General features: G+C 67.8%; 19 protein-coding genes. 11 read left to right on the forward strand and 8 right to left on the reverse strand.

All coding sequences use genetic code 11. The annotated features are described in order from the left end of the window. Nucleotides 1–6: 6 nt before the first annotated feature. From ALA01S_RS10035 to ALA01S_RS10070, 8 genes are all read left to right on the forward strand, one after another. Nucleotides 7–1092 carry a ferritin family protein gene (locus tag ALA01S_RS10035; protein ID WP_066335472.1) on the forward strand — a complete coding sequence of 362 codons (1086 nt, stop codon included), beginning with the start codon at nucleotides 7–9 and terminating at the stop codon, nucleotides 1090–1092. Nucleotides 1093–1116: 24 nt separating this feature from the next. After that, entirely contained in the window at nucleotides 1117–1473 is a 357-nt protein-coding gene (locus ALA01S_RS10040; RefSeq protein WP_066335482.1) for an MmoB/DmpM family protein, read from the forward strand. Between the two features lie 256 nt (nucleotides 1474–1729). Next, nucleotides 1730–3367: a molecular chaperone GroEL gene (locus tag ALA01S_RS10045; protein WP_066335484.1), complete on the forward strand. Its 1638-nt coding sequence runs from the start codon at nucleotides 1730–1732 to the stop codon at nucleotides 3365–3367. A gap of 190 nt (nucleotides 3368–3557) precedes the next feature. Next, the gene (locus ALA01S_RS10050; protein ID WP_066335586.1) at nucleotides 3558–4967 is read left to right on the forward strand and encodes an Nramp family divalent metal transporter; all 1410 of its coding nucleotides are present in this window, start codon (nucleotides 3558–3560) and stop codon (nucleotides 4965–4967) included. Nucleotides 4968–5305: 338 nt separating this feature from the next. Further along, complete coding sequence (locus tag ALA01S_RS10055; RefSeq protein WP_066335486.1) at nucleotides 5306–6205, forward strand: transporter; 900 nt, start codon at nucleotides 5306–5308, stop codon at nucleotides 6203–6205. 284 nt (nucleotides 6206–6489) lie between these two features. Next, nucleotides 6490–7506: a CobW family GTP-binding protein gene (locus ALA01S_RS10060; protein ID WP_066335490.1), complete on the forward strand. Its 1017-nt coding sequence runs from the start codon at nucleotides 6490–6492 to the stop codon at nucleotides 7504–7506. Next, nucleotides 7503–8543 (forward strand): WD40 repeat domain-containing protein, encoded by a 1041-nt coding sequence (locus ALA01S_RS10065; protein ID WP_066335491.1) that lies wholly within the window; start codon nucleotides 7503–7505, stop codon nucleotides 8541–8543. The genes ALA01S_RS10060 and ALA01S_RS10065 overlap by 4 nt, the downstream gene beginning before the upstream one ends. A gap of 18 nt (nucleotides 8544–8561) precedes the next feature. Further along, on the forward strand, nucleotides 8562–8798 hold the full coding sequence (locus tag ALA01S_RS10070) for a hypothetical protein (RefSeq protein WP_066335493.1): 237 nt from the start codon (nucleotides 8562–8564) through the stop codon (nucleotides 8796–8798). Between the two features lie 48 nt (nucleotides 8799–8846). Here the strand turns inward: ALA01S_RS10070 and ALA01S_RS10075 are convergent, their stop codons facing one another. Both ALA01S_RS10075 and ALA01S_RS10080 read right to left on the reverse strand, forming a co-directional pair. Next, nucleotides 8847–10931 (reverse strand): AAA family ATPase, encoded by a 2085-nt coding sequence (locus ALA01S_RS10075; RefSeq protein ID WP_066335495.1) that lies wholly within the window; start codon nucleotides 10929–10931, stop codon nucleotides 8847–8849. Between the two features lie 365 nt (nucleotides 10932–11296). Beyond that, nucleotides 11297–12022: a hypothetical protein gene (locus ALA01S_RS10080; protein ID WP_157118876.1), complete on the reverse strand. Its 726-nt coding sequence runs from the start codon at nucleotides 12020–12022 to the stop codon at nucleotides 11297–11299. Between the two features lie 350 nt (nucleotides 12023–12372). Here ALA01S_RS10080 and ALA01S_RS10085 point away from each other — a divergent pair, with 350 nt between their 5' ends. Further along, the gene (locus tag ALA01S_RS10085; RefSeq protein WP_084267402.1) at nucleotides 12373–13128 is read left to right on the forward strand and encodes a DUF3106 domain-containing protein; all 756 of its coding nucleotides are present in this window, start codon (nucleotides 12373–12375) and stop codon (nucleotides 13126–13128) included. 120 nt (nucleotides 13129–13248) lie between these two features. Here the strand turns inward: ALA01S_RS10085 and ALA01S_RS10090 are convergent, their stop codons facing one another. From ALA01S_RS10090 to ALA01S_RS10110, 5 genes are all read right to left on the reverse strand, one after another. Beyond that, entirely contained in the window at nucleotides 13249–14088 is an 840-nt protein-coding gene (locus ALA01S_RS10090; protein WP_084267403.1) for an OBAP family protein, read from the reverse strand. A gap of 192 nt (nucleotides 14089–14280) precedes the next feature. Next, nucleotides 14281–15243, reverse strand: a complete 963-nt coding sequence (locus tag ALA01S_RS10095; protein WP_066335501.1) for a c-type cytochrome — start codon at nucleotides 15241–15243, stop codon at nucleotides 14281–14283. A 179-nt stretch (nucleotides 15244–15422) separates the two neighbouring features. Continuing rightward, nucleotides 15423–16064, reverse strand: coding sequence for a thiol:disulfide interchange protein DsbG (gene dsbG, locus ALA01S_RS10100; protein ID WP_066335502.1), 642 nt, complete (start codon nucleotides 16062–16064; stop codon nucleotides 15423–15425). After that, nucleotides 16061–16900 carry a TlpA family protein disulfide reductase gene (locus ALA01S_RS10105; protein ID WP_066335508.1) on the reverse strand — a complete coding sequence of 280 codons (840 nt, stop codon included), beginning with the start codon at nucleotides 16898–16900 and terminating at the stop codon, nucleotides 16061–16063. Before ALA01S_RS10105 ends, dsbG begins: the two co-directional genes overlap by 4 nt. Beyond that, a complete protein-coding gene (locus tag ALA01S_RS10110; RefSeq protein ID WP_066335509.1) occupies nucleotides 16897–17751 on the reverse strand; it encodes a protein-disulfide reductase DsbD N-terminal domain-containing protein in 855 nt (284 codons plus the stop codon). The genes ALA01S_RS10105 and ALA01S_RS10110 overlap by 4 nt, the downstream gene beginning before the upstream one ends. 137 nt (nucleotides 17752–17888) lie before the next feature. Here ALA01S_RS10110 and ALA01S_RS10115 point away from each other — a divergent pair, with 137 nt between their 5' ends. After that, nucleotides 17889–18560, forward strand: a complete 672-nt coding sequence (locus ALA01S_RS10115) for a response regulator (protein WP_066335511.1) — start codon at nucleotides 17889–17891, stop codon at nucleotides 18558–18560. Then, nucleotides 18557–19918 carry an ATP-binding protein gene (locus ALA01S_RS10120; protein ID WP_066335517.1) on the forward strand — a complete coding sequence of 454 codons (1362 nt, stop codon included), beginning with the start codon at nucleotides 18557–18559 and terminating at the stop codon, nucleotides 19916–19918. The genes ALA01S_RS10115 and ALA01S_RS10120 overlap by 4 nt, the downstream gene beginning before the upstream one ends. Nucleotides 19919–20050: 132 nt before the next feature. Here the strand turns inward: ALA01S_RS10120 and ALA01S_RS10125 are convergent, their stop codons facing one another. After that, entirely contained in the window at nucleotides 20051–21235 is a 1185-nt protein-coding gene (locus tag ALA01S_RS10125; RefSeq protein WP_157118877.1) for a hypothetical protein, read from the reverse strand. Nucleotides 21236–21402: the final 167 nt, after the last annotated feature.

The raw sequence follows: 21402 nt of genomic DNA on the forward strand, positions 1-21402 counted from the left end.
AAGACGATGAGCACCGCCACGGTCGAAAATCAGGCCATTCAATCCGGAGCCGCAGGCGCGGCGAAATTCGCGGGTTCGGACAGCCGGAAATTCAATTATTTCACGCCCAAGGGCCGCAAGCCGACGCACTACGAGGACATGACCCTTGACGTGCAGCCCGACCCCAAGCGCTATTTGCTGCAGGACTGGATTCTCTCGTTCGGGGACGGCACGCCGACCTACAGCGAGAAATGGACGCTGGCCCGCTGCAGCGACTGGCACAAGTACCGCTCGGTCGATGAAGAGTGGGAGCGCACCCACTACCAGCGCCAGTCGACCATCGTCGGGATGATCGCGCAGGCCGTGGAGAACGCGCGCCGCGCCGGGGCGCCCGCGCGCATCGACAAGACCTGGGTCAAGGTGCTGGAGAAGCATCTGGGCGCCTACAAGCATGCCGAGTTCGGCGTGGCCACGGCCCTGATGCATGCGCAGCGCTATGGCTACACGCAGATGATCAATTCGACGATTCTCACCAATGCGTCGTACAAGCTGCGTTTTGCCCAGGACCTCACGCTGTATCTCGGCGATATTGGTGTCGACATTCCCGGATTCGATGCCGAAATCGGCAAGCAGGAGTGGCTGGAATCTCCCATCTGGCAGCCGACGCGCCAACTCGTGGAAAGCATAGGCGGAGCCACGGATTACCTGGAAAAGGTTTTTGCCATCAACGTGGTTTTCGAGCCCTTGATCGGCGAGTTGTTCCGCAGCGGCTTTTTCATGCAGATGGCGGCGGCGCAGAATGACTTTCTCACGCCGACCGTGGTGTCCTCGGCCGAGTGCGACTACCAGCGCAACCTGGCCAACTCCATCGAGCTGCTGCACATGCTGGTGACTGATCCCCAGCATTCAGCCCACAACATTGCACTCTTCAACAAGTGGATGGTGTTTTATGGCGACCTGGCCGTGCGGGCCGCGCTGAACCTGCAGCCGGTCTGGTCGCTGCCGCGCACCAAGGTTGCGCAATTCGAAGCGGCTTTTGATTCGGCACTGGAGCGCATGCTGACCATTTCCGCCCAGCTCGGCCTGCAATTGCCGGCCTCCATGACGAAGTAATTTCGACGATAAAGAGGAATCATCATGTCCGCCAAGGTGAATGAAAACATTTTCAAGTCGATGAGCGACTTGGAGTTCAAGGATACCGTGTCCCACCAGTGTGGGGTCACGATGAACGACAGTGTCGAAGCCCGCGCCATTGCCGAGCTCATGGCCACGAAGGAGGGGATTCGCGTCACTTACCTGCCGGCCATGATCCGCATCGACGGGGAGGGCCGTATCACGTTCAAAATGGACGAGATCGCCGAGGCGCTTGGGCGCGAAATGACGCCGCACCTGTTTGAAATCTCGACCTCGACGCATTACGGTCGAATGGTGATGGTCGACGAAAATACCGTGGTACTGTTCGGCAACATGGAAGAGGCCATGGCCTACGAGTAAGGCCGGCGGGGCGCCGCCTGTCCGATAAAACAGGCGGTCGCCTTCATTGCGGCAGCGGCGATTTTCCCGTCGCTCTCGTTCAATCAAGCCTGCACCAGACCAGGCACCACGCGTGGCGCCGGCAAATTCAAATTGACAGCCGCGCGCCTGCGTAGCGTGGCGACTCAAAACAAGATATTGGGCAAACGTGCGTGGCTCGCCATCGGCGTGCGCGTTCCCTATCAACTTGCCGCCAGAAGCGGTTTAGGAGACATTCATGGCAAATATCATGCTGCATGATGACGAGGCCCGTGCCGCGCTGGGCCGGGGGGTTGCCAAACTGGCGCGCGCCGTCAGTGGCACGCTGGGGCCGCGTGGAATGAACGCCATCATCGACCGCCCATTGGGGACGCCCATCATTTCGCGCGACGGCGTCAGCATTGCCGCCGAAATCGAATTGGAAGACCCGTTCGAGAATATCGGCGCCCAGGTGGTTCGCGAGGTTTCCAAGCAGACCAACGAGGTGGCCGGCGACGGCACCACCACGGCCACGGTGCTGGCCGATGCGCTGGTGCAGGACGGGCTGGCCTGCCTGGCCCGCGGCGCCAACCCGGTGGAGCTGGTCCAGGGCGTCGAGGCCGCCACCGCGCAGGTCATCGCCGCGCTCAAGCGCATGGCCACGCCGGTGCGCGGCCACGAGGACGTGTGTGCCGTGGCGGTGGTGGCCGCCAGCGACGAGGCGACCGGGCGGCTGGTGGCCGAGGCGCTGCAGCGCGTGGGGGCCGACGGCATCGTCGAGGTCGAGTACGGCAGCACGGTGGAGACCATCCTGGAGGTGGTGGACGGCATGGCCTTCGAGCGCGGCTACCTCTCCCACCACATGGTCACCGACATCGAGAAAATGCAGGTGGTGCTGGACAATCCTTTGATCCTGATGACGGATCAACGGATCCAGACGCAGGAGGAGGTCGCCGCCTTGTGCGCGCTGTCGGCCCAGGCCAAGCGGCCCTTGCTGATCGTGGCCGACGAGGTGGCGCCGGCGTGCGTCGTGAGCCTGCTGGCCTGGCGCGAGAAGGGCGGCCTGCCCGTGGCCGCCATCCATCCGCCGGAGTACGGGCATTGGCGCAAGGCCATGCTCGAAGACATCGCCATCGTTACCGGCGGCCGTGTCATCGCACGGGACCTGGGCGGCGTGGTCGCGGCGGTGCAGCCGCGCGACCTGGGCCAGGCCCGGCAGGTCCGCATCTCTTCCAACCAGACCATCATCACCGCCGGGGGCGGCGACCCCGTGGCGATTGACGCACGCCGCCAGCAGGTCACGCGCCAGCACGAGCTGGCACCGCCCAACATCGAGCGCGACAAGCTCAAGGAGCGGCTGGCCAAGCTGTCCGGCGGCACGGCCGTGATCCTGGCCGGCGGTGCCACGCCGGTGGAGCAGAAGCGGCGGCTGCACCTGATCGAGGACGCCATCCATGCCGCGCGTGCCGCCCTGGCCGAAGGGGTGGTGCCCGGCGGCGGCATGGCGCTGCTGCAGGTCGCGGGCGAGTTGTCCCGCGTCATCGAGAAGAGCGCGGGCGCCGCGCAGCAAGGGGCGCAACTGGTGCAGCGGGCGCTGTACAAGCCCCTGCACCACATCGCCCGCAACTGCGGCCTGGACCCCAAGAGCGTGCTGGGCCAGGCGCTGGATGCCAAGCCTGGCCACGGCCTGGATGCGCACAGCGGCCGCTTCGTCGATCTGGTGGCCAGCGGCATCATCGATCCGGTGCGGGTGAGCTGCAGCGCCGTGCGCAACGCGGCGTCGGTGGCCGGGCTGATCCTGACCACGCAGACGCTGATCGCCAAGAAGCCCGACCTGCCGGACCCGACCGCCGGCCCGGCGCTGGGCGGCGGTGCCGAGCTGCTCGGCCGCTCCTGAGGTCGGCGGCGATGCAGTCGCACAGGTTGCGCCGGCAACTCAAGCTGGCCCTGGGCCTACTGATCACGCTCGGCGGGATGGCCCATGGGGCCAGCCTGCTGTGGCGCGGTCTCTGCTGAGGATGCGAGATGAATACCTATGGGCATTCCCATTGCACGGTGGACAGCTCGCCGAGCTGCAGGGTGGCGCCATGACCGGACTTGAACAAAGCGTCGACATGCGCCTGGCGGCCCCCGTGCGCTGGCGCCTGCTCGGCTTCATCGGACCGGCCGCCATGGTCAGCGTGGGCTACATGGACCCGGGCAACTGGGGAACCGACCTGGAAGGCGGCGCACGCTTCGGCTACCAGTTGCTGTGGGTGCTGCTGGTGTCCAACCTGATCGCGTTGCTGCTGCAAAGCCTGGCGGCCAAGCTGGGCATCGTCGCCCGGCTCGACCTGGCCCAGGCCTGCCGCGCGGCCTACGCGCGGCCGGTCGTGCTGCTGCTGTGGCTGCTGTGCGAGGCCGCGATCATTGCGTGCGACCTGGCGGAAATCCTGGGCAGCGCCATCGCCTTGAACCTGCTGTTCGGCATTCCGCTGGCCTGGGGCGCCGCCATCACGGCATTCGACGTGATGCTGATCATTGCATTGCAGCATTACGGCGTCAGAAAGCTCGAAGCCATCGTCGCGGCCCTGGTGCTCACCATAGGCGTCTGCATGGTCCTGGAGCTGTTGCTGGTGCAGCCGGTCTGGAGCGCGGTGGCCAGTGGCTTCGTGCCCCGGCTGGATGACAAGAGCCTCTACATTGCCATAGGCATCCTGGGCGCCACCGTGATGCCTCACAACCTGTACCTGCACTCCTCGCTGGTGCAGACGCGGCGCATAGACCGCAGCCGGGCAGGCATCCGCGAAGCCCTTCGGTTCAACCGCATCGATACCGTCGTGGCATTGAACATTGCATTGTTCATCAACGCGGCGATCCTCATTCTCTCGGCCGGCACGTTTCATGCGCGCGGCCTGGAGATCACCGAGCTGCGCCAGGCGCACGAACTGCTCACGCCGCTGCTGGGCACGACGCTGGCATCGCTCGTGTTCGCCATAGCGCTGCTGGCCGCGGGCCAAAGCTCGACCATCACGGGCACCTTGGCGGGGCAGATCGTGATGGAAGGCTTCGTGCGGCTGCGCATGAGCCCCTTGAAGCGCCGCCTGCTCACGCGGCTGCTGGCGGTAGGCCCCGCGGTGGCCGTGCTCGCGACGTCAGGCGAGGCGGGCGTCTTGCAACTGCTCGTGCTGAGCCAGGTGGTGCTCAGCCTGCAGTTGCCCTTTGCCGTGGTGCCGCTCATCCGCTGCACCAGCGACAAGCGCCTCATGGGCGCATTTGCCAGCGCGCGCTGGGTGCGCGCTCTGGGCTGGAGCGCGTGCGTGCTGATCACCGGCCTGAACCTGTGGCTGGTCAGCGAGACCTTGAGCGGTACGGCGTCCGGCCCTGCGCTGGTGCTGATGGGCCTGCTGGCGCTGGGCTACATCGGCCTGCTGGCCTGGGTGGCCTGGGTGCCCTTGCGCAGCACGGCCGCCAGCAGCCGGCAAGAGCCTGAGGGCCTCGGCGACACCGTGTGTTGACCCGCTTCGTGCGGCCTCGTGGCTGAAGCCGGGCCGGTGCATCCGCACCGCCTTGCTGATGGCTGGTGGGCATGGCGTCCCATGCCCAGGGTTTGAACGCACCGCCACGCTCGAATTTTGCGCAGTCCACACCGAATATGAGGCCTGCAAGACCAGCGTTTCCCTGAAAAATTGATCAGGGGATCTCAATCTCGGCATCGGATTTACTCGTCTGGCGGCTCCCGCACCGACGGCGCCAGGCTGTGTTTCAAGCCGAAATACCCTTCCAGTACCAGGCGCTCCATGGCGTCCCGAAGCGGGATGCACTTTTCAACTCCTACACCAGAGGCAGACAAAATATGAGGCAAAAACTCCATGCCCGTCGGGCTGTTTGGGCCGCGCTCATCACGAATGCGGTAGGTTTGTCCTTCGCGCCGGCCCATGCCATTGATCTCGACGCAGGCGACTACACCGCATTGGCACCGGATACCAATGTGGGCCTCTTGTATTACCAGCATGCCAAGCGGGAACAGTTGTACGCACAGGGGAACAGGTCGCCCCTCAACGGCAGCCTGTCCTCCGACATCGGTATTGCCCGTGGCGTTCATTTCATGGACATTGGCGGATATATCGTCAACCCGCAGTTTCTGCTGCCCTTTGGCCGACTGCGCGGCAAGGGCGATCTTGAAAACCTGGGCTCCAATTCGGGTGTGGGTGATTTGATTTTGGCTGCGGCCATTTTCACGTCCAAGCCGGAGGACAAAACGCATTTTGCCCTGATGCCTTATGTCTGGCTGCCCACCGGGCAGTACAGCCGCAACGATCCGCTCAGCCTCGGTGAAAATCGCTGGAAATTTGCATTGCAGGCAGGCTACTCCACGCCCTTGAGCACCCAGGTCACCATGGACCTCATGGGCGATGTCACGGTATTTGGCAAGAACGACGATGCCGATGACGGCGCGGGAGGGCGCACCACGCTCAAGCAAAAGCCGCTGTTCGATTTGCAGGCGCACCTGCGGTATCACGTCGACGCGGCAACCGACCTGCGCTTCCAGGTCGCGCACAGCCTTGGAGGTGAAACCAAGCTCGCGGACGAATGGCAGGACAACCGGCAATCGGCGACCAGGATCAAACTGGGCGTCGGCCATTTCATGACGCCGCAAACCCAATTGCTGGCCTCGTACAACCGCGACTTGAAAGTGCGCGAGGGTTTCAAGATCAATAACGGCATCCAACTCAGGCTGCTGCACGTCTTCTGAGGACAGGTGCCTGGCACGCCTGCCCATGGAGGCTTGGGCAGGTTCTGAAGGTGACCCATTCCCGGACACGGCATCGCAATTCGATCATGCCGCTGTCCGATATTGCGACGGATTTTGGACTCCTTGGCCGCCTGCGCGCGCACCCCCTGTGCGGACAAATGGATGGCTTCACAGGGGAAACGGGGGCGATGCACGCGATGGCATGGCCTTTGCGATGCACCATTCAAGCGGACAGGCCGCGGTCCGTGACGAATTTCTGAAAACGCACATCCTCACAAAACACCATGGCAGATTCTCGACTTCCAGTGACCGTTCTCACAGGATTCCTGGGGGCCGGCAAGACGACGCTGCTGAACCGCATTCTTTCCCAGCGGCATGGCCGGCGGTATATGGTCATCGTCAACGAGTATGGCGAGATCGGTATCGATGGGTCGCTGGTCGTGGGCGTGGAAGACGAGGTTTATGAGCTCAACAACGGCTGCGTCTGCTGCAAGGTCAGGGGCGACCTGATCCGCGTGGTGTCCGGGCTGGTCCGGCGCGGCGAAAAATTCGACGGCATCCTGATAGAAACTTCCGGCATGGCCGACCCGGCGCCGGTGCTCCAGACCTTCGTATTTGATGATCTGCTGCGCCAATATGCACGCCTGGACAGCGTGGTGTGCATTGCGGACGTGCGCCATGTCTCTACCGAAGTCCGGCGCCATGTCGAGGCCGCCCAACAAATTGCCCAGGCCGATCTGGTCATTCTCAACAAGACGGATCTGGCCGATGGCCGACAAATTGAGCTCGCGGAAAATGCCGTTTTTCAATTGAACCCCACCGCGCAGCGGCTCTGCACGGTGCAGGGCGATGTTCCGCTTCACGAGTTGCTGGACCGTGGCGCTTTTGACCTTTCCCGCCTGCAATGGCCCGCGGCCAAATTGGGCCCGGCGGCATCGTCCCAGGCGCACCGTTATGCCGCTGTCGGTGGCGGCCGGCATGGTGCGGGCATGGGGTCGGTATCGCTCACGTTCGACCAACCTTTTGACCAGGCGCGATTCACCGCGTGGCTGCAGCGCTTCATGGTTGAAGGCAGCGGCAAGATTCCCCGTGCAAAGGGAATTCTGGCGCTGGCCAACAGCGGGCACCGCTTTGTTTTCCAAGCCGTGCACATGACCGTGGATACTCAGTTTGCCGCGCCATGGCGAGATGACGAGCCCAGGACCAGCAGGCTCGTCTTCATTGGCCAGGAGCTTGACGCCCAGGCCTTGACCGATGAGCTGATGCGCTGCTGTGCGGGCGTGGAAGCGGAGGCCTCGTGACCCCGCTGCTGGAATTGTTCGGGGTGTCCTGGACGGCACAGGCCCCCGTCGTGGCCGCCGAATGGCTGCGCGATGGCAGCGGCGTGGGCTTCGCGTTCGGTGACGGCCGCATGGCCTGGGCCCAGGCCGCCCATCCCATGGCGCCCGAGCCGGTGTCTCTGCCCCCGCACGGTGCGACCTGCCTGGCCTTCGTTGCCGATGCCGAGGACGGCTGGCTGTCGGCGGGCGATGACGGGCGGGTGCTGCAGGTGCTGCGCGACGGCCGGTCCGTTCCCCTGGTCGAGCGGCCAGGGGCCTGGATGGGCTTGCTGGCCGCCGGTGCGCGCGGGGCGCGGGCCTGTGCGGCGGGCCGGCAGCTCTTGCGCCTGTCCGGTGGGGCCACGCGCGACGTCAGCCTTCCCAGCCCGGCGACGGCCATCGCCTTCGATCCGAGCGGCCGCGTGCTGGCCGCCGCACACCATGGCGGCGTCAGCCTCTGGTCCGGCGAGGGCGGCAGCCTGCGCACGCTGCGGGCGCCGGGCTACTGCCGTTCATTGGCGTGGAGCCCTGACGGGCGCTACCTCGTCGCCGGCCTGCAGGAAAACGCCCTGCACGGGTGGCGCGTGGCCGATGGAGGCGACATCGAGATGGCCGGCTATCCGGGGCAACCGCTGTCGCTGTCGTTCACGAGGGAGGGCCGCTTCCTGGTGACCAGCGGTGCCCTGCGGCCCGTGTGCTGGCCGTTCGGCCCGCCGCGAGGCCATGGCGCGCCAAGCGAGTGCGGCATGCCCAGCCGCAGCCCGGTGACGCGCGTGGCCTGCCATGCGCACTTGCCCTTGGTGGCCGTGGGCTACCACAACGGCGCGGTGGCCTTGTGCAAGCCGGACGCCGAAGGCGCCATCGCCGTCAAGGCGCCCGGGGGCCGGGAGATCAATGCCCTGAGCTGGTCGGCCGATGGCCAGCGGCTGGCATTTGGAAGCCAAAGCGGTGGCTATGGCTGGTTGAAATTGCCGGTGGAGCATTTCCAGACGCCCCCGGCCCGCAACTCACGGGTGTGAGACATAGGAGTGGTCAACATGGCACAGGACATCCAGTACAGCATGTCGAACGAGGATCAGCGCAAGGACGAATACTTCCAGCGCCTGGCCGTCATTTCCGAAGAAATGGTCAAGGAGCTCGGGCGCGATTTCGCCATGGGCGCCCTGGTGCTGGCCGCGCGCTACATCGCCGAACGCAACGCCACCCCACCCGGCGCCGGCGCTGCGATGGCGGCCCACGCCCACGCCAGCGACCGGCCGGCCGCCGCCCTGTAGCCCCCGGGCGGTGGCCGGCGCGCGGCCACCGCCTCCTTCGTGAGCGCGTCAGGGCTCGGCTGACGGGCGTGCACGCTCGGCCTCGAAGCGGCGGATCTCATCCAGCGCCTCGGCCAGGTCCATCTCTATGCTTTGCATGAGCCTGCCCACCAGGTGCTCGCTCAAGGGCTTGAGCTGCTGCAGCAGCGCCTTGGTTTCGGCATACAGGCGCTCGCTCTGCGCTTCCATGATGCTGCGCGTCTCCTCGTCCAGCGCGCGGCCGCCGCCCGCGCCGTCGGACAGCGCGCCGAAGTTCAGCCGCGTCTTGCGGAACATGCCCATCTCGCCCACGGCATGGTGCAGCAGTTGCGTCACGCGGGTGATGTCGTTGTAGGCGCCGTTGGTGGTGCCGTCCTCGCCGAAGAACAGCTCCTCGTTGGCCATGCCGCCCAGCAGCACGCGCACGTCGTGCTCGATGTCGCCCTTGGTCTTGAGCAGGCTGCTGCCCTGCTTGTAGAAGACGAAGCCCAGCGCGTTGTTGCGCGGAATGGCCTTGAGCGAGATCTTGATGGTCTTCATCTCGGCCAGGATGCGGTTCCAGTCATCGCCCGTGACCCGCCGCTCGCGCTCCAGGTCCACCAGGAAGTGGCCCCACTCGTGCACGGCGATGATGCGCCGGTCGCGTTCGCGCTCGTCGGTGGTGCTGGTGTTGACGTTGCCCACCAGGACGCGCTCGGCGGCCTGCATCAGCGTGTCCGCGCCGATCAGCGAGCCGGCCTGCACGGCCATGATGCCGGCCTGGTTGACGATGGTTTCCAGGTCCGCCGGGCTGCGCCCCTCGGTCACGGCCACCAGGTGGCCCAGGTCCAGCTTGGGCACCACCTTGTCGGCGCGCTGCGCCAGGTAGTGGTGAATGATGTGCAGGCGCTCGTCGCGGTTGGGCAGCCTGAAGTCCACCTTCATCTGGAAGCGGCGCAGCATCGCCTCGTCCATCTGCATGGACGCGCTGCTGAAGTTGCTGGCCACGATCCAGATGATCTCGGTGTCCTCGCGGGTGCGCACGCCGTCCAGCAGCGCCAGCAGCGTGTTGGCGGTGTCGTCGTCGAACTTGCGGCGGCCGCCGCGCTTCATGAACAGGTCCTGCGCCTCGTCGAGGAAGACGATGGAGCGCTTGCGCCGCCGCGCGATGGCCACGATGCGGTTGAGCGTGCTGGAGCCGCCGGCCACGTAGCCCGTTTCCAGCGCGGCCGCGGAATGGAACAGGATGGGCAGGCCGAGCTCGCGCGCGAGGTAGCTTGCGAGCTTGGTCTTGCCGGTGCCCGCGGGCCCGCTGAACATCACGTTGAAGGGCTTGCGGATGCCGTACTCGGCGTACTCGGCGCGGCGCTGGTACTGGTCCACGATCTGGCCGACCTCGGCCTTGATGTCGTCCATGCCCACCAGCTCGTCGATGGAGCCGCTGACCTGCGCCGGCTCGATGAATTTCAGGCTCTTGAATTGGCCCTTGAGCTGGAACGCCAGGAAGCCCAGCAGGCCGATGGTCAGCAGCGCCGACAGCGCGCCGCTGGCCGTGGCGCGCCAGCCGTCGTCCGAGGATTGCGGGCGGGCATTGGCAAAGCGCTGGTCGAGGCGGTCCAGCAGCTCCTGGCCCGCCGCGCCGAGCTCGCCGCGCGGGACGAAGGCGAGCTTGGCGCCCCAGGGCGCGGTGACGGCCTTCTCGGCAAAGATGCGGGTTTCGATGTCGCTGGGGTAGTAGGCATGCAGCCGCCCCTGCGACTCCACCAGCACGATGCCCGCGCGCACGCTGAAGAGCTGCGGCTGGTAGATCACCGTGACGTGCTCCGGCGGCTGCGCCTCCAGGAAACCCAGCAGCGAGCCGCCGCCCAGCACCACCGGCAGCCGCTCGTTGAGCGCGGCGGCGCCGCCCGGCGTGGCCACGGGGATGGACTGCACGGCGTCGGCCAGGGCGGCACGCCGTTGCAGCAGCATGGCCGAGTAGATGGCCGTGGCGGGAATCAGCAGCGCCAGGGCCACCACGCCGAGCTTGGTGGCCAGGGGCTGCATCGCGAACCAGTCCTGCAGCCGGGTGGCCGACTTTTTCAGCGCCACCCAGGCTCCATCCGTGCGGCGGTTGCTCTTGGACGTATCCGACATGACCTGACCTCCGTGTTGCCCGTGCACTCACCCTGGCACCTTCAGTGCCCGGCACCACGCATTTTTATGTCGTTTCGGCGGCTTGGCGTTACCTGCGGGGCGCAGGCAGCCCGCAAGTCCGTCCGCAGCGCGCTTCACGGCCCGCATCAGTACCCGGCGGCACGCCCGGGCAAATTTGCGGCATTTGCGTCTCCGCCGCCATGACGGGACTTCGACAGGTCGCGCCACGAGCAGCAGCATTGCCGCCTGGCGTCCGCCCAACCCGGCGCGGGAGAGCGGCAGCGCCCCGCGGTAGAGCCCGCGACGCTCGCGCACGATCGCCAGGCCCAGGCCCTGATCGGCCCAGGCCAGCCCACTGGCTCACATCACTGCATACGGCCCATGGCGTTGTCCGGAGCCTCTGCGGCAGGCCGGGTGGTTTCGCTCGCAACCGGTGCAGGCCTGCAGCCCGGCTGGAGGTGCAGCCGGCTGCTTTGCTGGTGCGGGCTGTGCAGCGGCGCATAGAGCCGGATCGAAGACGGCCCCCGGTCGTCAGGCAGCCAGCGCACCGCGGGGCTGTCCTTGTCCGGATAGTCGGGGTAGCGGCCGAACCGATCGCTCAACTCCTGGCGCAAGCGGCCCAACTGCGCCGCGTCAGCCCCCTTGGGGAACTGCAGCGTGATGGTGGCCACCTCGAAGTGCTGATGCGCGCCCGCGGAGGCGACGGGCTCGAAAGCAACGACCAGCTTCGACCCGGCAGGCCCCTTGAGCATGGAGCGCGGGCGCCAGGAGTAGCCCATGTCCTCGCACACCGCGTCCAGCGATGCCAGGGCCTGCAGCGCAGGCGCATTGAACCAGCGCCAGGGCCAGTAGGCCAGCGCCGTCTCGACAGCCCGCGCATCGCCTCTGAGCGCGCGGGCAATGCGGCGCTGGCCGCGCATCGGCGTTGCCGAAGGTGCGGGCAGTTTCACTTCCAGCCAGGGAAGGGCCAGCAGCGACTGGAGATCGGCGCCGACGCAGACGCGCCCAATGCAGGGCGCAGGCAGCGAAGGGCTTTGGGCCGCGGCATGGGCCGGGCACGAGAGAAGGCTGCCCATCAGCAGCAAGGGCAAGGCAAGGGATTTCACAGGAGGAGGTCAACAAGGGCGAGCCGGCCTTGCCGGCGAAGCGTCAGGCTGCGTGAGCCGGACACCGCGTCGCGCCCGCGCGGGCATGCGGACAGGAGCGGCTTGGCGACAGCCGCATCGCTTCAGTATGCCCCGCGCGCCTTGGCCCTGTCGCCGCTGCGCCTGCCGCTGCGCCGCCAGTGCTGGCAGGCATCCGGACCCCATGACCCGCGGCCGAGCCAGCGCAGCGTGTCCTTCAGGCCAGGATTTACAAAAGGACGCTTCTGTACGATGGAGCCTTCAGGGGCTCGCGAGCCCCGTTGTACGCAGCGCCAGAGACCGGAGAGACGACCACCATGCCGATGATTTTTGTACGCTGGCGCGTTGTGCTGGCCACTGCGGGCTTGGCCGCGGCCACCTTTGCAGCGGCGCAGCCGGCACTGCCGCCCCAGGCGGGCGCCGCCGGCGCCATGGCGGGTGAGCAGCGCGCATCGTCCTGGGCATCGCTGACACCCCTGCAGCGATCGGCGCTGGCACCGCTGCAGCAGGATTGGGATTCGCTGGATGCAACGCGCCAGAGCAAGTGGCTTGGGATTGCACGCCGGTTTTCGGCCATGTCGCCGCAGGAGCAGGCGCGCGTGCAGCATCGCATGGATCGATGGGCCAACTTGTCGGCCGAGGCCCGCAGCCGCGCACGGCTGCAGTTCCAGCAAACGCGCCAGCTCAGCCCCCAGGAGCGCCGTGCCGCTTGGGATGCCTACCAGGCGCTGCCGCTTGAAGAGCGGCGCGAACTGGCCAAGCAAGCAACCGCTGCGGCTGCGTCCAAGCCGGGGCCCAGCGCGGGGCCGGTCAACAAATCCTCCCTCGTGCACGCACCAGCCGCCGTGGCGGTCAAGCCTGTGGGGCCCACCTTGGTACAGGCGGCGCCCGGCGCCACCACGACCAGCGTCACCCGCCATGCCCGGACGCCGCTGTACCAGCAGCCCGGACTGCCCAAGCTGGCGGCCACCTCGGACTTCGTGGACAAGCTCACCCTCTTGCCCAAGCGGGGAGTCCAGGCCGCGGCCATGGCCCCGTCTGCTGCGGACGCTCAAGCGGCTGCGGTGCAGTGACGGCGCCCGCCCGGGGCACGCGGGGCCCGGTCTCACCGCCTTGCAGCGTTGCCCGGTGATTCACCCGGGGCTGTCCCCGGGAAGCAAGATTGGACAAGGGGCGCCGCACGGATCGCCGCGTCAGCGCGCCGGAACGGCGGTGGCCGCCGCGGCATCGGTCACGCCGGGAATGTCGGCGGTCGGCCGTCCGAAGCGGCCCTTGAGGGCGTCCACGCCGGACTGCGGCCGGGCCAGGCCCGTGAGGTCCGAACGCTCCGCGCGCTTGGCGCTGCTGTCCACGCCCATGCGGCGGTCCCGCTGCTCCACGAGCTCCGGCACCGCTTCGCCATCCCGGTTGAAGGACCAGGCCAGCATCGGCGGCCCAAGCGGGAGCGGGTCGCCGCTCTTGCCCAGGGAGCCCGTGTCCCAGACGTGCCAGGTCTTGCCGTAGCTGTTGACCTTGGACTTCATCAAGGCCTTCTCCGCCACGTCGGGGATGCCGGGCGCCACGAGCTGGCCGGAGAGGATCTCGCCGTTGTGCGGGTGCCAGAGCTTGCGCTCCGCCTGCGGCAAGGTCGCGAACAGCTTCTCCGAGACGATGTACTCGATGCCGTTGAGACGTGCCTGCGCGGTGTTGCCGTCGAAGAGCACGCACTGTGCGAAGTCCTCGTTGATCTGGTGGCAGTAGTGGTGCGCCTCCATCTGCTGCGCGGGATCGTCCTTCATCGGGTGGAAGCCCACGAGGTAGATGTCCATGGGCCGCAGCGGCGCCTGCGCCTGCAGCAAGCGCGCACCGGCCTCCAGCACCCGTGTCTTGGCCGACTTCTCGTCGCCGGGGGGCGAACCGCCTGGCGGTACCTGGGCGCACGCGGCACACAGCAGCGCCGCCGCAATGCCGGCCGCCGTGCGCGGCACCGGGCGGCGTTCCGCGCCCGCCTTGCCGCGCCAGGGGTGGATGCCTGGATCTCCGGACTGCCTCATGGGGCGCTCCTCGCCATTCGGACCTTGCAATGGATCGGCTGCCCGGGCGGGCGCCGCTTCCCGGGGCGCAGCAGCAAGCATGGCTCCCGGGCGGGCCGGGGAATGCCGCGAGCGCCCGCGCGGCGCATGGGGCTTCACCTGCCCGGCAGGCGCGCTTCATTGGCAGCACGGGCCCTGCGCGGAAGTGCCCGGTTACTTGGCGGCCTCAGGGCGCAGCTTCTTCATGTTCTCCGTCAGCGGCTGGAACGGACCGTACTTGTGCTGCTCGGCCGGGACGCCGTCCACGTACGGGCCGAACGCGGCGTCCACGGGCTTGTTCCAGCGCGCCGGAAAGTCCTTGTCCAGGCCCGCCTTGACGGGCCGCGGCTGGCTGAGCACGTAGGCGGCCACGTCATAGGCTTCGTCGTCGCTGAGCTGCGGGCTGGCGTGCGTGGTCCCCAGCGGCATGTTGTTCCTGATGAACGCGGCGGCCGTGAGCAGCCGGTTCATGCCCGCGCCGTTGTTGAAGCTGTCCGGGCCCCACAGCGCGGGAAACAGGTAGCCCTGGCCGTCACCGGCCTGGCCCGCGCGCACGCCGGCACCGTCAGCCCCGTGGCAGCTCGCGCACTTGCCCGCATACACCTGGGCGCCAGCCTGGGTGTCGGCGCGTCGTGCCGGCGGGCTGAACGCGGGCAATCCCTGGCCTTCGACGCGGGCGCCGACCGGCACGTCCCTGGAAAGGAAGTGCATGTAGGCCATGAAGGCCTTCATCTCCTGACCGTCCAGCGGCAGCGGCTTGCCGTTCATGCTGCGTTCCATGCAGCCGTTGACGCGCTCCTGCAGCGTGCTGACGGCGTCCTCACGTGCGCGGTACTGCGGGAACGTGGCATGCGCGCCGACCCAGGGAATGGCGAAGCTTTTGGTGCCGGCCGCCTCGTGGCAGGAGGCACAGGCGAGGTTGTTGCCGGCGTAGCGCAGCTTCGCGTTCTTCGCCTCGGGTCCGAGGTACGCCGGCGTCTTCTCGGTGAGCTCCTTGCCGTAGCGCACAAGGCGGCCATAGGGGTCGTCAGGCAGCTTGGACACGTCGTAGGCCGCGGCGTCCTTGATGCCGGGGGCGGCCGCCAGGGGGGCTGTGCTCGCCAATGCCAGGGCGGTCATGCACAAGATCGTCTTCATGGTGCTGTCTCCTCGTCCGTGTGGGAATAAAGCTTGTTGCGATGGCAACGACAACGCGATGCGCAGGGGTGGTTTCGGCTAGCGGGATGCGCAGCGCCGGGTGGTCCTGGGGCGGTGCTCACGGGAGATGCCTGCCGGGTGGGTCATGCCGCCGGACGCGGCGGCGCTTGAGGCCCGCGTCACTCGGGTCCGAGGACCCTGGCCAGCGCGCCGTCGGGAATGCCCTGGCGCGCCTGGACCTGGCCCTTGTCGTTGAGCCAGACCGCAGCCGGCGTGGCCTGCAACCCGTAGGCCGCCATGAGCGTTGCGTTGGCGTCGAGCTGCGCCTTCACCGCGGCCGGGACGCTGAACAGCGGCTTCACGCCCGCCTCGCCCAGGGGCCTGGGGCGGGTGCCGGTGGCCAGGGCCTGCTGCGTGGGCCCGGCGTGGGCGCGCTCATGCGCGGCCAGCGCGGCCACCGGGTCGGCCGCGCTCAGCAGTGCCGCGGCCCGCCCGGCACTGGTGGGCGTGAGGATGCCCACGATGACGTGGCGCAACTGCACCTTGCCCTTGTCCACCCAGGGGCGCGCATCCGCCCAGAACTTGGCGCAGAAGGGGCAGTTGGGGTCGGTGAAGACGTAGACCTTGCGCGGCGCATCGTCGCGCCCGTCGGCGATCCAGCGGCTCTGGCCCAACTGCGCCCAGACCTCGCGGCTGGCGGCTGCGTCCGTGCCCTGTGCCGGCGAGGCCGTGGACCAGCCCAGGCTGAACGCGGCCAGCAGGCACGACCCCAGGTGTCGGCGCGTGAGCCCGCGGGTCTTGGAAAGCGTGGAGATTGTCATGGGGTGGTGGGTCCGGTGAGGGAGGACGCTTGGCGTAGCTGCTGGAGCTGCCGTGCCAGCGTGGCGGCCGAGAGCTCGCCCACGCGGGTGCCGGCCAAGCGCCCCTGGGCGTCGAAGAAGAAGGTGGTGGGCAGTGCCTGCCGGCCCAATGCGAGGCCGGCTTGCTGACGCTCGTCGACCAGGACGTGGCGCAGCTCCAGCCCCTGGCGCCGGAGGTAGCGCTCGATGAGCTGCGCAGCCTCTCCCTGGTTCACGAACACGAAGTTCAGGTCCGGATGCGCTTGCTGCGCCTGCTGCAGCACCGGCATCTCGCGTCGGCAAGGCGGGCACCAGGTGGCCCAGAGGTTGATCACGGTGGGCCGGCCGCCGAAGCTCGCCAGCGGCACGGTGGCGCCGTCCAGCGAGCGCAAGGCCAGCGCGGGCAACGGTTGGGCGGGACGCGCAACCCACAGCAGCGCCAGGTGGCCGGCGACCAGCGTCGCGCCGGTTGCCAGCACGGTGGCGACGACGCTGCGGCGCAGCGCGCCCTGGTGGCGCACCGCATGCAAGCCATGAAGGCAGGCCGCCGCGAGGCCCCATCCCGGCTCCCAGCCGCCATCGCGGATGTCGAGGATGGACAGCGGCTCGGCCAGATAGGCGCCGCGCCACTGCAGCACGAAGGCCAGCCGCGACACCGCCAAGCCCACCAGCAACATGCGCCACAGCACGCGTTCCACGTCGAGGCCTGCGCGCCGGCCCAGGCGCATGCCCACCTGATGGCCCACAGCCAGGGCAGCCACGGTCAGCAGCACGCCGAGGGACAAGGCCAGGGGGCCCAACTGCAGGACCTGCGTCATGCGGGTTGCTCCTGGACGACAGATGGCTTGCGGCGGGCGGCGGCTTGACGCTGCAGCAACTGCGCCGCATCGAACTCGCCCACCAGCCGCGCCGAGCGCTGCTCGCGGCCCTGGGCATCGAAGAACAGCACCGTGGGCGGGCCGGCCACCTGCAGCGTGCGCATGAGCGCCTGGTGGTGCGCGTCGTTGGCCGTGACGTCCGCGCTCAGCAGCACCATGCCGGCCAGCGCCTGCTGCACCTGCGCGTCGGCGAAGACCTCGCGCTTGATGGCTTTGCACGAGATGCACCCGTCGGCATGAAAGTCCACCATCGTCGCGCGCCCCTCGGCGCGGGCGGCCGCCCCCAGCAGCAGGGCGCCCCACAACGGTAGCGCCAGCGGCGCGGGCGCTGCAGTGCCGGGCGCCACGGATGCCGCAGGAGCGGTTGCGGCGAACTGCACGGTGCGGGTTTGGGGCGGATAGCACAACCCGGCCTCGGCGCAACCTTGCCACGTCACGCGCAGGGCGTCGGCGCCCGCCGCATCGAGCTGCATCGCCACACCGCCGTGGTAGACCTCCACGACGCCGAAGTTCGCATTGTCCTTGCGCTCGCCTGGCTGCAGGGCCGGCTGCAGCGGCTGCCCCGAAGGCAAGGCGCTGACCGCGAAGCGCTCGCGGTAGAGGTAGTAGCCCGGCGCGATGCGCCATTGCAGCCGGGCCCGCCCGGCTTCGAGGCTGACGGTTTCGAGCCTGAAGGCCTGCTCGGCCGTCAGGAACTCTTGCGCGCCCAACGCGGGCCAGCACCAGCCCAGGAACAGTCCCAGGCCACAGGCGGCGGCAAGGCGGGCGAGCAGGTGTCGAGCAGCGGGCATGGAACTCACAGGCGCCAAGGGGCATCGTTGGAATGCAACGCATGCTTGGCCGCACCGATTAACGGGGCGTTAACGCTGGCTTCATCGAATGCGGCAACAGTCGCTCGCCTGTCCTGCTGCTGTTTTTGGAGTTGCGCTTGCGTGTCTTGCTGATCGAGGACGATCCCCTGGTGGCCAGCGGCATCGTGGCCGGACTGCGCCTGCTCGGCCTCACGGTCGATCACGTGGACACGGCCTCCAAGGCCCGCGCGGCGCTGGCGGCGTCGGACTTCGACGTCTGCGTGCTGGACCTGGGCTTGCCTGACGAGGACGGCATGGGCGTGCTGGCGCGCTGGCGTGCGCAGGGCGTGCGCATACCGGTGCTGGTGCTCACGGCACGCGACGCGGTGGAGCACCGCGTCGCCGGCCTGAACGCCGGAGCCGACGACTATCTGGTCAAGCCGTTCGACCTCGACGAACTGCACGCGCGCCTGCATGCGCTGCTGCGTCGCGTCAGCGGGCGCGCCAGCGACGCCATCGAGCACGGGGCGCTGCGCCTGCAGGCCTCCAGCGGCCAGGCGTGGCTGCGCGCAAAGCCCGTGGAGCTGTCGCGGCGCGAGCTGGCGCTGCTGAGCACCCTGCTGCACAACCCGGGGCGCATCCTCAGCGCCGATCAGTTGCAGGACAGCCTCTACGGCTTCGGCACCGAGATCGAGAGCAACGCCGTGAACGTGCACATCCACCACCTGCGGCGCAAGCTCGGCGCCGGCATCGTCGAGACGGTGCGCGGGCTGGGCTACAGGCTGGGCCGTGCGGAGGACGTGCAATGAAGACGCTGCGCGCGCGCCTGGTGGCGACCCTGGCGCTGTCGCTGGCGGCGCTGTGGAGCGCGGTGGCGGTGTGGATGTTCCTGGACGTGCGCCAGGAGCTGCGCACGGCGCTGGACGAGCGGCTGGCCGCCTCGGCGCGCATGGTGGCGGGGCTGGTGGCGCAACTGCCGGCCGAGCGGCTGCGTGCCGGCGCCGCCGACGCTGCCGCGCTGGACGTGATCGGCCGTGACGGGCTGGCCTGTGAGGTGAGCCTGGTGCGCGGCGAGGTGTGGCAGCCGCCGCAGACGATTGCCCGCACGGGTTCGAGCCCGGGGCTGCAGGCGGCGGCAGCGGGCTACGGCACGCAGGTGTTCGGCGGCAAGCCCTGGCGCACTTACGTGCTGGAGGAGAAGGGGCTGCGCATCGCCACGGCCGACCGGCTGGACGTGCGCACGCGGCTGCTGCGCGAGGTGGCGCTGTCCGCGGCTGTGCCTTTCGTGATCGCGCTGGGCGGCAGCCTGGGGCTGCTGTGGCTGGGCGTGGGTCACGGGTTGCGGCCGCTGGAGCGGATGCGCCGGGTGCTGGCGGACCGGCCGGCCGACGCGCACACCCCGTTGCCGCCCATAGACGCGCCAGCCGAGCTGCGCCCGCTCATGGCCACCGTGGACCACCTGCTGCAACGCGTGCAGGAGGCCATCTCGCGCGAGCGGCGCTTCACCGACGATGCGGCCCACGAGCTGCGCACGCCGCTGACCGCGATCAAGACCCACCTGCAGGTGCTGCGCCTGTCATGCCGGGACCGCGACATCGATGACACCACGGCGCAGGCTCTGGGCAACGCCGAGAGCGGCGTTGCGCGGCTGCAGCACACCCTGGACCAACTGCTGCTGCTGGCGCGGCTGGACGGCCAGGCCCACACGCAGGCAGTTGCGCAGGCGGACGCACAGGAGGCGGCACGGCTGGCCATCGCCGACGCCGCGGTCGCCGCGTCGGGCCGCGTCACGCTGGAGGACGCGCAGGTGCACGTCTCGGTGCCTGTGCCGCTGCCGCTGCCGCTGCTGGTGTGCGCGCTGCGCAACCTGCTGGACAACGCCTTGAGGCATGCGCCGCCCGGTACCGCGGTGGTCCTGCGCCTTGCCGGCCTGGACGCCGGCGTGGCGTTCAGCGTGCTCGACGAAGGGCCGGGAATGACGGTGCAGGAGTGCGAGCAGGCGCCGCGGCGCTTCTGGCGCCGCCATGGCGGCAGCACCGGCAGCGGCCTGGGCCTGTCCATCGTCGAGTCGATCGCCCGACGCCATGGCGGCCGGCTCCAGCTCATGCCAAGGGCGGGCAAGGGCCTGGAGGCCCGGCTGCTGCTGCCTGCCGTGCAAGCCGCCTAGCGCGCGATGTCAAAGGCGCCGGCCCTCACCGCGCCAGCCACCGGCCCCAGGCGTGCGATGCGCCAGGAGGGCGCCCTCAGCACGGGCGCACGCCGCGCTCCAGCCGGCTGTTGAGCCAGGCCGGCTCGAACCTCACTGCGCCATGCACCGTGCATAAATGGTCGGGCAAGCAGTTTCCAGCCCGCCCGCGCCAGTCGCCGGAAACTCCGGTGAACGGAACATGGCAAGCACCTTTTCCCAAGGCCGATAAGCCGTCTCCAACACGCGGTGCCAGAAAACATAATTGCTGTGCAGGCGGTTGCGTGCGAAATCGTAGAGCTCGCGCGCCGGCGGCGGATCCCATGGCCCACCCAGAGACCTCGCGTAATAACAATCCGATTCCACCTGCATGCCCACCGGTACCTTGCCGCTGGCCTGCACAATGGGCGGGTAGACCAGCCGTTCGTGGTCCGCGTCGTTGAGAAACACGTCGGGTCCCCCAATGCCTACGCCCTTGTCCAGCAGGTTTGCAACCACTTGCCGCGTATACGGCGGGGGAAAATTGACATACTGGATCACCACGGTGTGGGAAAATGCCTGGCGCGCGATGGCATCTACCCGGATCAGGTTGTCGTAAAAACTGGCCTTCTGCACATCGGTCACCGGAATCACCGGGCGGCCAAAAGCCGTCTCGTTGATGATCAGCACTTCGAACCAGGGGTTGGCGTCGTAGCGCGCGGCCAGTGCCTTGACCAGGCGGGCCAGTCGGTAATAGGTATTGCTATCCCACAGCGTGATGTTGTCCCCTATGGTGCCCTTGAATTTGGCGACCTCGAAGACGCCACCGTCGAACCATGGCGCCTTCAGGTAGTCCGGCGCGGCCTTGCCGGCGATGAAATTCTTGGTGGTCAACAGCAGGCCAAAGCGCTTGTTATGTGCCGCGGCCAGCGCCATATATCGATCGATCCGGCTGAAATCGTAGACGTCCTTTTGCGGCTCCAACTGGCGCCAGAAGACGCGCAGCACCATGCCTTTTACAAAGGGCAGATCCTGGATTTCGTCAAGGCCGGCGTGGACGTCGCTGTCCTCCACGTCGGCGGCAAATGCCATGTAATGGCCTGGATTCCATTTGACGGTGCCTATGCCGGCTTCGGCCTGAACATGAGGCTCCAGCGTGGCGGGGAATTCAAGCCGGTCCACGCTGCCCACCTCAGTGCCGCCGCCGCAACCGGCCAGTAATAAGGGAAGCAGTAAGGTTGGCAGTGCGGTTTGGGGTACGTTTGGCAATAAGACTCGCAATAGATTTCGTAAGGCTGCAAACAGCCTCAGGACGAGCATGTGGAATCTCATGGCGTGCCCCTCAAATCATGAAAATAATGGTGGCGTGCCCTAAGGGCGCCCATAAGAAAAAAATAGTGTGCCGCTGAAGAAACAGCAAGGCTCACCTTGCTGTTTCGTGATCAAAATCAATTCTTGATAATTTCTTGTCGAGTTTTAAATCAGTA

It is taken from the genome of Azohydromonas lata NBRC 102462 (assembly GCF_001571085.1).
Lineage (GTDB): Bacteria > Pseudomonadota > Gammaproteobacteria > Burkholderiales > Burkholderiaceae_C > Azohydromonas > Azohydromonas lata.